The organism is Polaromonas sp. (genome assembly GCF_039930745.1).
Lineage (GTDB): Bacteria > Pseudomonadota > Gammaproteobacteria > Burkholderiales > Burkholderiaceae_C > Polaromonas.
This window is the reverse complement of sequence record NZ_JBDTTH010000008.1, coordinates 1-12,976: the sequence shown is the minus strand read 5'-3', so window position 1 is coordinate 12,976 and position 12,976 is coordinate 1. Positions and strand designations below refer to the sequence as shown.

The window sequence follows — 12,976 nt, the reverse complement described above, 5'->3', positions numbered from 1 at the left end:
AGCACCACCTCAAACGTTGGAGCTGATCGGAATGCAGCAGCGTGGTGAAGCTGCTCGATAGGATCTCCACGTCGATCCGCCTCTCACCGCGAAAGAGTTCCAAAGGTTCACTGGTTTACGCCGGGAAAGCCTGCGAAGCAGCACCACAACTGTCGGTCATCGCCAAGCTGCTCAGGAATGCGATGCCCACCCTCTGTCCAGTAAAAGGAGGTGGCCGAGAGTCACTTTGCTGAAACTCAAGGTTTGACATAAGCACTATCCCCCTGGGCGAAGCACTTTGTTGGTCGTCCGCCCGATGGAAGGGCTGGCCACCTGCTGGCTGCCCGGTAGCCCGATGCGCTTCAAATACGCCTCAAGGCTTGTGGACCAGGCGGCAGGAAACGCCGGAAGCCAGTGGCCATTCTCGGCAGGAAGCACAAACTCATGGAAGAGACCCTTTCCACCCGCAGCAGTGAACGCAGTAAAGTTTTCGCGGCTGTGCGACAACGAGTAGTAAGCGTCGTTTTCAGCGTGGAGCCACAGAGACTCACCCGGGTAGCCCGCGCCGCGATTGAACAAGGTCCGGTTCACAGAACCCATAGTCGGGCACGGCTTACCCAGCCAGCCGCCAACAAAGTTGATGACGCCGCGAACTTGGGCTGGATGAGTACCAGCGTAGGCAACGCTAAGGGCGCCGCCACGTGACACACCGCCGACTACGACGCGCTCCGCGTCAACGAACGGCATGCCTAGTATGGCCGTCATTGCTGCCTCGATATCATGCAAGGCGCGGTCAGCACCGGTCAGCAAAAGCGACGCAATGCAGGAATAACCCAGCGCGGATTGTGGAGAAGCCATCGTCGTACTCACCTTCGGAGCCGGCGCGGCCACGACGCGCAGGAATGACCACGGCTCAACCGCGTTGGACGAAGAAGGCGGCGACAGCAGGCGCATCCACAGCTTGTTTGAACCGGCTGGAGTCAGTGCCGTAGCCCATGGAGCCGTGGTGGAAGACCAGCGTGGGAAACCTGCCATCACCGGCAGGCTTGTAGATGCGCATTTGAAGGCGAATACTTTGGCCGTCAACAGTGACGGGAACTTGCTGCAACGAGCTGGGCTGCGTGGCGCCCTGAGCGAGAGCAGAGGCGACGGCAAGCAATCCTGTCAACGCGAGGAATCGCGCGAGACCTGTCAACGCTCCGAAATCTTTTTGAAGGCTGATGAAGAAGCTCACGCTTGGTCTCCCAGGGGTTAAGGTTGCCATAGCTGTGGCTCCGGATGGTGAAACCACTAGGAAATGTCCGCTCGGTGGCATGGATCAGGCCTCACTCGCGCTCTATCAGCGGAATGCCCGACTTGAGACACTTACCGGGTTGTTGTCAGGGTCTTTGGCGTTGGCGAATTGGTAGCCATTGGCCTCATGCACCGGACCAAACCTAAGTCCATTTTTTTGGGCGTCGGAGACGAACACTTCTACATTGCTGACATGGAAAGAAAGCTTGACCCCGACCTGGCCCAGTTTGATGGCCTTGGCAGCCTGGTGGATCAAAATTTCGGCGCCGCCCTCGGGAGACTGCAGTTCAATCAGGCCCTCGACAACTACGCCGGTAGTTTCAAAGCCGAAATACCTGCTGTAGAAAGCAGCGGTTTTTTCCATGTCTCGCGCATAGAGAATCACCGAGCCAAGCGATGGACTTTCAGACATTTTGCTTTGCCTTTCTTGGAGGGAGTACGTGAAGCCTAACGTGGAAATCTGACCTGACCTGCCCAGACCGGACCGTGGCCCCAGCGGCGAAGCGGCAGCCTGGAATTACGCTCCGTGTGCAGCGACCGGTTACCGCTCACAAGCGCTTTTTCATTAGAAGAAGATGGAACCGACCTATATAGTTCTCTATGCGCGAGACTTCTCGGTAGCCGTGCTTCACGTAAAAAGTGGGCGCCTGCCATTCGAATGTTTCGAGCACTGAGTTCTTGGCGCCCAAGGCCAATGCAATTGTCTCGGCTTCTGCCGGTAAGCGCGAACCGATGCCAGTACCGCGGAGCTGGTCGTGGACCCAAAGAACCTCGACGCGCAGCCAGTACATGAAAACCAATGCGCGGATTCCGCCAACCACACTACCTTCGCCGTCCCGAGCATTAAGGCGAATGTATTGCGTTTCCGGGTACTCGCCTACATGCCGATAGTTGAACTCGCGCAATTGGCGACCGACATAGCCCGTTTGCACCTCTTCCTTGGTCGCGGCTGAGATAATGATATTCATGTGAAACGACTGATCTATATGAGCAAACTCGGCTCTATAAACTTTCCGCCTGCTCGCTGAGCCGCTGCCAACCGGCCCGCAACATCGCGTCAGTTAGCCCGGCCTTTCGCCTTTGCGACAAGCAAGCATTCAAATTCACGGCGACTCTAATGGAAAGAGAGAGCCCATTGCCTAACCCTTGTTCCACAAGAGACCTACCAGGGTCGGATCCGCTGCAAGCCAGGCGGCGAGTGCCAGCGAAACCGTCACAAACAGCGCACCGATCAGTCGGGCCTGGCGACCATGAAAGCTCCGGAAAAAGCGTGAGCGCAAGCTCACGGCCCATGAGTGCACGTATTCCCGCGATCAGAAGGATCAGCACCAACAGGAGATAGAGCAAGAGTGGCATTCAGCTTCCGAAAGGTTTGTCGACGCATTCAATGCCGTGATTCTGATCGAATGGTCGACAAATGGTACCTCCCCTGCGCGGAGCGCCGCGACCGTGGCAACGAGGCTAACCTCCGATATTTTTTGCCGGGCCACAGCGTTGGGAAGGACTCAAAACAATCTTGCATTGTTGAAAAGCCTCTGCTTTTATCCCCCGCGGGAACAGGTGAGGTGCAAAGCACCGCTGGCTGTCATGGTAAGTGCGCCATAGTGCGTCACATTCCGTTTCTGGCTTGTCCGTTGAAGACTGCCCTCCCGGACTCGAAGCAGCCGATACTGGACTGGAAGCGGGGAGCTGGGCGGCCTCCGCACGGCTTCGTTGGGTTTCGATAGCGGCCAGCCGCTCGCGGTCCTTGGCAGCGCGTGCGGCCGCAGCCGCACGCTCACTTTCAGACAACTGAAACTTCTGGGATTCGATTTTGGTCGCGGCGGCCTTATAACGTTCGGGAACAGAATCGGCCATGTGTGTGCGGCCATGCTCGTCCACCCAGCGCCAGATGTCGGCTGCCTGGGAAAGACCTGCAGCAAACATGAATACGATAGCTGCAATGCTCTTCATCGTGGTCCCTGGTGAATTGACGCTGCGATCCCTCGTACCGCAGCCCCACCCGGACTGCGCCGCTCAGCTGGAACTCAGGCAGAGGGACCTTCGTTATACACCACGCGGCGTTAGCTCTGCCGAGGCACCAAGGCGCTGGCTACATACGATCGAGTATCAATATTGCAAAGAATACGAAAGCGGCCACCAGCGTCCAGATGAGGAGTTTCAGCCCCACCCGTTTGTAACGGTCCTGCGAAGTAAGCGCGTAGGCCGCAAAAAACCCCGCCGATGTGAAAAGCAGCAGGAAAACGGCAACACGGAACATGCCCATGCAGGTCCTGCGGCGCGCCGGCCTACCAGGCTCGCGCCAGGGTCGCAAAACCCCGGGGCGCGCTTTTTTCATCGTCGAAAGTGACGACCTCATAAGCGTCCGGGCGGGAAAGCAACTCACGCAGCAGCTTATTGTTCAGTGCATGACCGGAGCGGAACGCGCTGTAGGCAGCCAGCAGCGGTTTGCCCAGCAGATGGAGATCGCCCATGGCATCAAGGATCTTGTGTTTGACGAACTCGTCGTTGTAACGCAGCCCATCGGTATTGAGCACCTTGTAGTCGTCCATCACGATGGCGTTGTCCAGCCCGCCGCCCATCGCCAGGCCATTGGCCCGCATCATCTCAACGTCCTTGGTGAAGCCGAAGGTGCGTGCGCGCGCAATGTCGCGGCTATAGGAGCCACTGCCCATGTCGAACTCCACACGCTGGCCGGTAGAGTCCACGGCCGGATGGTCGAAGTCAATCTCGAAACCGAGCTTGTAGCCGTTGTAGGGGATCAGGCGCGCCCACTTCTCGCTGGCGCCCTGCCCTTCGCGCACCTCGACCGGCATAAGCACACGGATGAAACGTTTGGGTGCCGACTGCAGTTCAATCCCTGCGGATTGCAGCAAAAAAACAAAGGAGGAAGCCGAGCCGTCAAGAATGGGCACCTCTTCCGCCGTGATGTCCACGAACAGGTTGTCGATGCCCAGGCCGGCGCAGGCCGACATCAGGTGTTCGACCGTGTGCACCTTGGCACTGCCGCTGGAAATGGTGGAGGCCAGGCGCGTATCGGTCACTGCCTGCGCGGAAATGGGAATGTCCACCGGCTGCGGCAGATCCACCCTGCGAAACACAATGCCCGTGTCCGGCGCCGCGGGCCGCAAGGTTAGCTCCACGCGCTGGCCGCTGTGCAGGCCCACACCGACGGCTTTGGTCAGGGACTTGAGGGTTCGTTGCTGAAGCATGCAGATGATTTTAAGTGTTAAGGCCGGCGGGCGCAGTTGAATCGATGGATGGCCCTCATAGGCAAACTGCTACAGGTTTTGCTTGAAAAACCCTATCCAGTGGGGTACCGCAATGAAGCGGTCCTTCCAGTAGCCCGAGTGATAGACCTTGCCCACACATTTCGCCAGCATCGGGTTGATGTTGGTGGCGCCCGGCATTTTCTCTCCGCTGTTCAGCTCGGTGACACCGGTTTCGTCCACCAGGATGTCGCACTTCGCGTAGTGAGGCCCGAAGACATTGCGCTGGCGTTTGTAGGGCGCGTCAAAACTGTGGCCCTCGCCCGGAAGCACGATGATCTTTGCATTGCCGCCACGTTCGTTCATCCAGGGGACGTAGCGCTCGCAATACTTGCTCGGCGTCTCGTCATCCACCTCACCTGTGATGAAAAGAAAAGGCGTGGAGAAGTAGGCATCGCGCGTGGCATGGCGGAAGCCGCAGAAACCGTACAAACCCACCACCGCGTCCAGCGGCCGGGTCCGGAAGTCGCTGCCGTACAGACGCCGAATGTTGCGCTCGATCAGCACATGGGCCCACTTTTGCTGCAGCACAATCGCCGCCGATGAACCCTGGGACTCGCCGATACTGCCCACCTTTTCATAACCTTTGCTGCGCAGCCAGTCTGCGGCGGTCAGACTGTCCGACACCATGTTCAGCTCGTTGCCGCCCCGGAGCGAGGCCGCCAGGTAGTCGTCATGCGTGACGCCGATGCCGCGCGGCTTCCAGTGGTCGATCACCAGCGCGGCAAACCCTTCCTTCTGCAGGCTGTCCACATACTCGAACATCCGGCTGTCAACACCCTGGGAGCCGTGTGAGATCAGAACGACCTTCTTTGCGCCCGGTGGTGCAAACAACAGGCCCTGGCCGGCCAGCCGCGTGCATACCCCACCCGCACACAACATGCTGGGCCAGCTCACTTTTTCAGCCTGCTCCGGCCGCGCGGTCTGGGCGTCTGCATGCCCCGAGACAAATACCGCCAGCAGAAACACATACATCAATGGCGTTTTCATCACATCTCCCGGTAAGCACGAGTACTGTCAGGCATAAAAAAGGGTGGGCTTCCGTGCAGCCCACCCAGTTTTTACTCCATCAAAGCCTCAGTCGGCTTGCTTGCGCAGGAAAGCAGGAATCTCGAAGTCGTCCATGCCACCCGATGCCAGCGCATCGACCTTGGCCGCTGCCTGCGTGCGGTTGGTACGCCAGACGCTGGGCACGGCCATATTGCCGTAGTCCGGCTGTGCCGACCCCATGCTGCTGCCACCAGGATGCGTGCCGCTGACCGTGCCAGCGCCGACAGCCACGTTGAGCACCGGCATGTTGTCGGTACCCGTGCGCAGCACCTGCAGCGGCGGCGCTGTGCGGCGCATGCCCTGGCGGCTCAGGCCGGTGGCGACCACGGTGACGCGGATGTCTTCGCCCAGCTCATCGTCGTACGCTGTGCCGTAGATCACATGCGCGTCGGGCGAAGCGTAGGCGCGAATGGTGTTCATCGCCAGCTTGGACTCGTTGAGCTTGAGCGAACCCTTGGCGGCGCTGATCAGAACCAGCACGCCCTTGGCGCCCGACAGGTCAATACCTTCGAGCAGCGGGCAGGCCACGGCCTGTTCGGCCGCAATGCGCGCGCGGTCCGGGCCATTGGCGCGGGCCGTGCCCATCATGGCCTTGCCGGGCTCGCCCATCACGGTGCGTACGTCTTCGAAGTCGACGTTCACATGGCCGGGGACGTTGATGATCTCGGCGATGCCGCCTACGGCGTTTTTCAACACGTCGTTGGCATGGGCAAAGGCTTCATCCTGCGTCACGTCGTCGCCCAGCACCTCAAGCAGCTTCTCGTTGAGCACCACGATCAGCGAATCGACGTTGGCTTCCAGCTCGGCCAGGCCGAGGTCGGCATTGGTCATGCGGCGCCCGCCCTCGAACTCGAAAGGTTTGGTCACCACACCGACGGTGAGGATGCCCATTTCCTTGGCGATGCGTGCAATCACCGGCGCCGCGCCCGTACCGGTGCCGCCGCCCATGCCGGCGGTGATGAACAGCATGTGCGCGCCGTCGATGGCCGCGCGGATGTCGTCCACCGCCATCTCGGCGGCCTCCCGGCCTTTCTCGGGTTTGCTGCCGGCGCCCAGGCCGCTCCCGCCCAACTGGATCTGCTTGTGCGCGCTGCCTCGACCGAGCGCCTGCGCGTCGGTATTGGCACAGATGAATTCGACGCCCTGGACATTGCGTTCGATCATGTGTTCGACCGCATTGCCGCCGCCGCCGCCCACGCCAATCACCTTGATCTGCGTGCCCTGGTTGAACTCTTCGATTTCAATCATTTCGATGCTCATGTGAGCCTCCTATCCATATGTTGCAGTTGCCAAAAATTTTTATTAAGTTCTTGTTGATAGAAAAAGTCTCACGCAGGGGGATCGGCGCCCCCCGAGTGTTTGCACCGCTGATTCCGCCGAATAAAAGATGGAAAAATTTTCATTAGAAGTTCCCCACGAGCCAGTCTTTGACCTTGCCAAAAGCGTTGTGCACGCTGCCTGCCTTTTGCGCGACGCGGTGGCCGCGCATGCGTGCCAACCGGGCCTCTTCGAGCAACCCCATGACGGTGGCCGCACGCGGCTGGGCAACCATGTCAGACAAAGCACTGGAGTAGCGCGGGATGCCGCGCCGGACCGGCTTGAGAAAGATGTCTTCGCCGAGCTCGACCATGCCTGGCATCACAGCGCTGCCGCCGGTGATCACGATGCCGGAGGACAGCACTTCCTCATACCCCGACTCGCGGATGACCTGCTGCACCAGTGAGAAAATTTCTTCGATGCGCGGCTCGATCACACCAGCCAGTGCCTGCCTGGACAACATGCGCGGACCGCGGTCGCCCAACCCTGGCACTTCGACCTGGGTGTCGGGATCGGCCAGCAGTTGCTTGGCAAAACCACTTTCGACCTTGATGTCCTCTGCGTCCTTGGTCGGCGTGCGCAGTGCCATCGCGATGTCGCTGGTGATCAGGTCGCCGGCAATCGGAATCACAGCCGTGTGCCGGATGGCCCCGCCGGTAAAAATCGCCACATCGGTGGTGCCGGCCCCGATATCGACCAGCGCCACGCCGAGCTCCTGCTCGTCGCGGCTGAGCACCGAGAGGCTGGAGGCCAGCGGATTGAGCATGAGCTGGTCCACTTCCAGCCCGCAGCGGCGCACGCACTTGATGATGTTTTCCGCCGCGCTTTGCGCACCGGTCACGATATGCACTTTGGCCTCCAAGCGAATACCGCTCATGCCGATAGGCTCGCGCACGTCCTGCCCATCGATGACAAACTCCTGCGGCTCAACCAACAGCAGACGCTGGTCGGTAGAAATGTTGATGGCCTTGGCGGTCTCGATCACGCGCGCCACATCGGCCTGCGTGACTTCCTTGTCCTTGACCGCAACCATGCCGCTGGAGTTGATACCGCGGATGTGGCTGCCGGTGATGCCGGTGTAAACCCGCGCGATCTTGCAGTCGGCCATGAGCTCGGCCTCTTTCAGCGCCTGCTGGATGCTCTGTACGGTTGCATCAATGTTGACGACTACACCGCGCTTGAGCCCGTTGCTGTAGGCAATACCCAGGCCGGCCAGCTTGAGTTCGCCGCCGGGCAATACCTCGGCCACCACCGCCATGACCTTGCTGGTCCCGATGTCCAGCCCCACCACGAGATCTTTGTATTCTTTGGCCATATCTTTACCTTGTTGCTTTCCTGTCCTCTTTGTCGCCCAACACCGTGGTGGTGACGCCCCGCAGCTTGAGTGCATAACCGTTGCTGTAACGCAGGTCCGCCGATTCGAGGTTGCGGCCGAACTTGCTGGACACCTGCGTCAGCGTGGCCGCAAAACGCTCTGCGCGGCTGAATATCTCGTCCTGCGAGCCCAGCCCCAGCTCGACTACGATCCCCCCATCGAGCCGTGCTCGCCAGCTGCCGCGCGTTGTCAGCTCCAGCCGCGTCAGCCGCATGTCTATTTTTTCAAACACCGGTGCCAACCTGCGGTAGGCCTGCAGCACCGGAGCAGACTGCCCCGAGGGGCCGTTGAGCAGAGGCAGGTCATCGGACTCGACGTCGCCCTGGTTGGCCTCGAAGACCTCGCCGTAGCTGTTGACGAGGCGGGCATCGCCTTCGTGCCCCCAGAAAGCGACGGCCTCGTGTTCCTGCAGCAGCACCCGGAGCCGGTTCGGGAACTCGCGCTGCACCACCGCGCGGCGCACCCAGGGCACGCTTTCGAAGGCAGCCTGCGCCCGCGGCAAATCGGTGGTGAAAAAATTACCCGTCAGCTTGGGCACGACGTTGGCGCGCAGTGTGACGGCGTTGTTGTGGCTCAGATCGCCACCAACCCGGATGGCCGAGAGCCGGAACAGGTTCTGCTGCAGCAGCCACGACACCCCCAGCGTCACCAGCATGCCCGCAAACGCCAGCACCAGCACCAGCGAGGTGGTGTTCATGAGCTTGACATCCAGCGGGACAGGCAGGGCTTGGTTCACGCGGCGCCTCCCGGTGCGGGGTGGTGGTCCAGCCCGGCCGTGCAAAGCACTTCCAGGCACAGGTCTTCATAACTGATGCCGGCGGCACGCGCCGACATCGGCACCAGCGAATGGCCGGTCATGCCGGGCGAGGTGTTGATCTCCAGCAGGTAGGGCTGGCGGGTCTTGCCGTCAATCATCACGTCGAGGCGGCCCCAGCCGCGGCAACCCAGCACGCGGTAGGCCTTGAGCACCAGCGCCTGGATGGCTTCTTCTTCGCCGGCCGGCAGACCGCAGGGCACCAGGTATTGCGTGGTGTCGGTGAAGTATTTGTTCTGGTAGTCGTAGTTGCCTTCAGGTGCCACGATGCGGATCACCGGTAGCGCCCGTGCGCTGTCGCCCGTACCCAGCACCGGGCAAGTCACCTCATCGCCACTGATGAACTGCTCACACAGCACATCGGCGTCCATTTGCGCCGCCTGTTTGACCGCGTCAACCATGCCGGAGTAGCCAGCCACCTTGACCACACCGATGGACGAGCCCTCACGCGCCGGCTTGACGATCAGCGGCAAGCCGAGGTCGTCGGGGACCGCAATCACCCGCTGGCGCTCATAGGCGCCGCGGCGCAGCAGCGTGTATTTCGGCGTTGACAGGCCCTCGGCCAGCCAGACGCGTTTGGTCATGACCTTGTCAATGGCTATGCTGGAGGCCATCACGCCGGAGCCGGTGTAGGGAATGCCCATCAGCTCCAGCGCACCCTGCACCGTGCCGTCTTCGCCAAAGCGGCCATGCAGCGCAATGAAGCAACGGTCAAACTTTTCGCGCTTGAGTTCGCCCAGCTCCCGCTCCGCAGGGTCGAAGGCATGGGCATCGACGCCGCGTGAACGCAGCGCTTCCAGCACCCCGCGGCCGGACATCAGCGAGACCTCGCGCTCCGCAGACTGGCCACCCAGCAACACGGCCACCTTGCCCCATTTGGAGTCTTTCAGGCTCACAGCCCTCGTCCTTCCTGCGCAGTGCGCTCTGATTTTTGCAGCAAGTCAAGCACTTTCGCGGGCACGCCGCCAATCGTGCCGGCACCCATGCACATCACCACATCGCCGTCCAAGGCGTTGTCGGCGATGGCCTGCGGCATGGCCTCGATGTCATCGACAAACACCGGTTCCACCTTGCCGGCCACGCGCAGCGCGCGCGCCAGCGAGCGACCGTCGGCCGCGACGATGGGCGCCTCACCGGCGGCATACACCTCGGACAGCAGCACGCTGTCGGCCTGGCCGATGACCTTGACGAAGTCTTCGAAGCAGTCTCGTGTGCGTGTGAAGCGGTGCGGCTGAAACGCCAGCACCAGGCGCCGGCCCGGATAGGCACCGCGCGCCGCCGCGAGGGTGGCGGCCATCTCGACCGGGTGGTGGCCGTAGTCGTCAATCACTGTGAAGCTGCCGCCGGAAGGCGCCGGCACGTCACCGTAATGCTGGAAGCGCCGGCCCACACCCCTGAACTCGGCCAACGCCTTCTGCACGGCCACGTCGGGGATATTGAGTTCCACCGCCACCGCAATCGCGGACAGGGCGTTGAGCACGTTGTGTTCGCCGGGCAGGTTGAGCACCACCGGCATGTCAGGCAGCGTCACGCCGTTGCGCCGCTGCACGGTGAAGGACATCTGGCTGCCGATCGCCTTCACGTTGATGGCGCGCACCTGGGCCTCTTCGCCAAAACCATAGCTGGTGATCGGACAGGACACCTGCGTCACGATCTCGCGCACCGCCGCATCATCCGTGCACAGGATCGCCGTGCCGTAAAACGGCATGCGGTGCAGGAAGTCGACAAAGGCTTTTTTGAGCCTGGCGAAATCGTGCCCGTAGGTTTCCATGTGGTCGGCATCGATGTTGGTGACCACCGCCATGACCGGCAACAGGTTGAGGAAGGATGCATCCGACTCGTCGGCCTCGACCACGATGTAGTCACCCGAGCCCAGCTTGGCGTTGGCACCGGCGCTGTTCAGGCGGCCGCCGATCACAAAGGTCGGGTCCAGGCCGCCCTCGGCCAGCACGCTGGCAACCAGGCTGGTCGTGGTGGTCTTGCCGTGAGTACCGGCAATTGCGATGCCCTGCTTCAGGCGCATCAGTTCGGCCAGCATCAACGCGCGCGGCACCACTGGAATGCGCTTCTCGCGCGCCGCCAGTACCTCGGGGTTGTCGGCCTGCACGGCGGTCGAGGTGACCACGGCGTCAACGCTAGCCAGGTTTTGCGCGGCATGGCCGACAAAGGTCCGGATGCCCAGCCCGGCCAGACGGCGCAAGGTGGCACTGTCGGACAGATCGGAGCCGGAAATCACATAACCCAGGTTGTGCAGAACCTCGGCAATGCCGGACATGCCCGAGCCGCCCAGACCGATGAAGTGAATATTTTTGATCGCGTGTTTCATGACGCCAGCTCCTCGCAGGCGGCCACCACGTCGGCGGTGGCATGGATTTTTTGCATATTTTTGGCCTGTAGCGCCCGTTGCATCAGCGCAGACCGCTCTGTTTTTTGTAGCATGTCAGCGAGAAAAACGGGTGTCAATTCCTGCTGCCGTACCAGCCAGCCGCCCCCCTGGTCCACCAGAAAAGCAGCATTGCTGGTCTGGTGGTCATCGACCGCTGCAGGAAACGGCACAAACAGCGCCGCGGCGCCGACGGCCGCGATTTCGGTCACGGTGCTGGCGCCAGCGCGACAGACGATCAGGTCGGCTTCGGCAAAGGCAGCCGCCGTGTCATTGATGAACGGTGTGAGTTCGGCCTTGACCCCCGCTGCGCGGTAGTTCTGGCGCAGTTCCTCGATTTGCCGGGCGCCGCTCTGGTGCAGCACGCTGGGCCGTTGCGCCTCGGGAATCAAGGCGAGCGCCTGCGGCACGATACGGTTAAGGGCCTGAGCCCCCAGGCTTCCGCCCACCACAAGCAATCTCAAGGGACCGCTGCGCCCGGCAAACCGGACGGCAGGATCGGCTTGCTGTGTAAAGGCCGGGCGCAAGGGGTTGCCTATCCACGCCGCATTTTTCAGCACACCCGGGAAAGCCGTGAATACACGATCGGCCACGCTTGCCAACACCTTGTTGACCATGCCGGCCACCGAGTTCTGCTCGTGCAGCACCAGCGGTTTTCCCAGCAGCACACTCATCATGCCGGCCGGAAACGCGATGTAGCCACCCAGGCCCACCACCACATCCGGCTTGACACGACGTACAACGCCGATGCTTTGCCAGAAGGCCCTCAGCAGGCGAAGCGGCAGGAAAGCCAGGGTGACCGGCCCCTTGCCGCGCACGCCCGAAAAATCAATGCTCTCGAAGGAAAAACCGCGCGGTGGGACCAACAGGCTTTCCATGCTTGGATGCTCAGCACTGCCCTTGCCGCCCAGCCAGTGCACACGCCAGCCGCGCTCGCGCAAAGCTTCGGCCACGGCCAAACCGGGAAAGATGTGGCCGCCGGTGCCACCGGCCATGATGAGAGCGCACTTGCTCAACTTCGCCCCCCCCTCATCAACGGCGCTGACGCGCCGCAGCGCTTCGCGCTGAACCGGTTTTGGTGAAACAGGCTTTTCATGCGCGGCCTCCGCGCATCAAAAGCCTGTTTTCATAGTCAATGCGCAGTACAACAGCCAGCGAAATCAGGTTCATGAGAATTGCCGATCCGCCGTAACTCATTAAAGGAAGTGTCAGCCCCTTGGTCGGCAAGGCGCCCAGGTTCACACCCATGTTGATGAAGGCCTGGAACCCTATCCAGATGCCTACGCCCTGGGCCACCAGACCCGCAAACACCCGGTCCAGCGCAATCGACTGGCGGCCGATGTGCATGATGCGGCGCGTCATCCACATGAAGGCGCCAATCACGCAGAGCACGCCCAGCAGGCCGAACTCTTCGCCGATCACCGCCAGCAGAAAGTCGGTGTGCGCTTCGGGCAACCAGTGCAGTTTTTCGATGCTGCCGCCCAGGCCCACGCCGA

At 61.4% G+C, this 12,976-nt stretch carries 15 protein-coding genes; all 15 read right to left on the bottom strand.

Annotated features, from left to right (window positions below; genetic code table 11):
* Positions 1-255: 255 nt before the first annotated feature.
* Positions 256-837 (bottom strand): acetylxylan esterase, encoded by a 582-nt coding sequence (locus ABI660_RS04720; RefSeq protein ID WP_348065463.1) that lies wholly within the window; start codon positions 835-837, stop codon positions 256-258.
* 55 nt (positions 838-892) lie between these two features.
* A complete protein-coding gene (locus ABI660_RS04715) occupies positions 893-1,213 on the bottom strand; it encodes a hypothetical protein (protein WP_348065461.1) in 321 nt (106 codons plus the stop codon).
* 105 nt (positions 1,214-1,318) lie between these two features.
* On the bottom strand, positions 1,319-1,684 hold the full coding sequence (locus tag ABI660_RS04710) for a VOC family protein (protein WP_348065459.1): 366 nt from the start codon (positions 1,682-1,684) through the stop codon (positions 1,319-1,321).
* A 136-nt stretch (positions 1,685-1,820) separates the two neighbouring features.
* On the bottom strand, positions 1,821-2,240 hold the full coding sequence (locus ABI660_RS04705; RefSeq protein WP_348065457.1) for a GNAT family N-acetyltransferase: 420 nt from the start codon (positions 2,238-2,240) through the stop codon (positions 1,821-1,823).
* A 493-nt stretch (positions 2,241-2,733) separates the two neighbouring features.
* Positions 2,734-3,225: a DUF4124 domain-containing protein gene (locus ABI660_RS04700; RefSeq protein WP_348065455.1), complete on the bottom strand. Its 492-nt coding sequence runs from the start codon at positions 3,223-3,225 to the stop codon at positions 2,734-2,736.
* A 139-nt stretch (positions 3,226-3,364) separates the two neighbouring features.
* Entirely contained in the window at positions 3,365-3,538 is a 174-nt protein-coding gene (locus tag ABI660_RS04695; RefSeq protein ID WP_348065453.1) for a hypothetical protein, read from the bottom strand.
* A gap of 22 nt (positions 3,539-3,560) precedes the next feature.
* A complete protein-coding gene (gene lpxC, locus ABI660_RS04690) occupies positions 3,561-4,484 on the bottom strand; it encodes a UDP-3-O-acyl-N-acetylglucosamine deacetylase (RefSeq protein ID WP_348065451.1) in 924 nt (307 codons plus the stop codon).
* A 69-nt stretch (positions 4,485-4,553) separates the two neighbouring features.
* Entirely contained in the window at positions 4,554-5,531 is a 978-nt protein-coding gene (locus ABI660_RS04685) for a hypothetical protein (RefSeq protein WP_348065449.1), read from the bottom strand.
* Between the two features lie 87 nt (positions 5,532-5,618).
* Positions 5,619-6,851, bottom strand: coding sequence for a cell division protein FtsZ (ftsZ, locus tag ABI660_RS04680; protein ID WP_348065447.1), 1,233 nt, complete (start codon positions 6,849-6,851; stop codon positions 5,619-5,621).
* Positions 6,852-6,993: 142 nt separating this feature from the next.
* Positions 6,994-8,223, bottom strand: coding sequence for a cell division protein FtsA (gene ftsA, locus ABI660_RS04675; RefSeq protein ID WP_077592817.1), 1,230 nt, complete (start codon positions 8,221-8,223; stop codon positions 6,994-6,996).
* A 4-nt stretch (positions 8,224-8,227) separates the two neighbouring features.
* Entirely contained in the window at positions 8,228-9,019 is a 792-nt protein-coding gene (locus ABI660_RS04670; protein ID WP_348065445.1) for a cell division protein FtsQ/DivIB, read from the bottom strand.
* Positions 9,016-9,993, bottom strand: a complete 978-nt coding sequence (locus ABI660_RS04665) for a D-alanine--D-alanine ligase (RefSeq protein ID WP_348065443.1) — start codon at positions 9,991-9,993, stop codon at positions 9,016-9,018. Before ABI660_RS04665 ends, ABI660_RS04670 begins: the two co-directional genes overlap by 4 nt.
* Positions 9,990-11,423 carry a UDP-N-acetylmuramate--L-alanine ligase gene (murC, locus tag ABI660_RS04660; protein ID WP_348065441.1) on the bottom strand — a complete coding sequence of 478 codons (1,434 nt, stop codon included), beginning with the start codon at positions 11,421-11,423 and terminating at the stop codon, positions 9,990-9,992. Before murC ends, ABI660_RS04665 begins: the two co-directional genes overlap by 4 nt.
* On the bottom strand, positions 11,420-12,496 hold the full coding sequence (murG, locus tag ABI660_RS04655) for an undecaprenyldiphospho-muramoylpentapeptide beta-N-acetylglucosaminyltransferase (RefSeq protein ID WP_348065439.1): 1,077 nt from the start codon (positions 12,494-12,496) through the stop codon (positions 11,420-11,422). The genes murC and murG overlap by 4 nt, the downstream gene beginning before the upstream one ends.
* 76 nt (positions 12,497-12,572) lie before the next feature.
* Positions 12,573-12,976, bottom strand: a 404-nt coding sequence (locus tag ABI660_RS04650) for an FtsW/RodA/SpoVE family cell cycle protein (protein ID WP_348065437.1), incomplete at its 5' end; no start/stop codon positions are given.

Bases quoted from the DNA above. Each gene is read 5' to 3' on its own strand.
- ABI660_RS04720 (WP_348065463.1), bottom strand. From the start codon at position 837: ATGGCTTCTCCACAATCCGCGCTGGGTTATTCCTGCATTGCGTCGCTT.
- ABI660_RS04710 (WP_348065459.1), bottom strand. From the start codon at position 1,684: ATGTCTGAAAGTCCATCGCTTGGCTCGGTGATTCTCTATGCGCGAGAC.
- ABI660_RS04705 (WP_348065457.1), bottom strand. From the start codon at position 2,240: ATGAATATCATTATCTCAGCCGCGACCAAGGAAGAGGTGCAAACGGGC.
- ABI660_RS04700 (WP_348065455.1), bottom strand. From the start codon at position 3,225: ATGAAGAGCATTGCAGCTATCGTATTCATGTTTGCTGCAGGTCTTTCC.
- ABI660_RS04695 (WP_348065453.1), bottom strand. From the start codon at position 3,538: ATGGGCATGTTCCGTGTTGCCGTTTTCCTGCTGCTTTTCACATCGGCG.
- lpxC (WP_348065451.1), bottom strand. From the start codon at position 4,484: ATGCTTCAGCAACGAACCCTCAAGTCCCTGACCAAAGCCGTCGGTGTG.
- ABI660_RS04685 (WP_348065449.1), bottom strand. From the start codon at position 5,531: ATGAAAACGCCATTGATGTATGTGTTTCTGCTGGCGGTATTTGTCTCG.
- ftsZ (WP_348065447.1), bottom strand. From the start codon at position 6,851: ATGAGCATCGAAATGATTGAAATCGAAGAGTTCAACCAGGGCACGCAG.
- ftsA (WP_077592817.1), bottom strand. From the start codon at position 8,223: ATGGCCAAAGAATACAAAGATCTCGTGGTGGGGCTGGACATCGGGACC.
- murC (WP_348065441.1), bottom strand. From the start codon at position 11,423: ATGAAACACGCGATCAAAAATATTCACTTCATCGGTCTGGGCGGCTCG.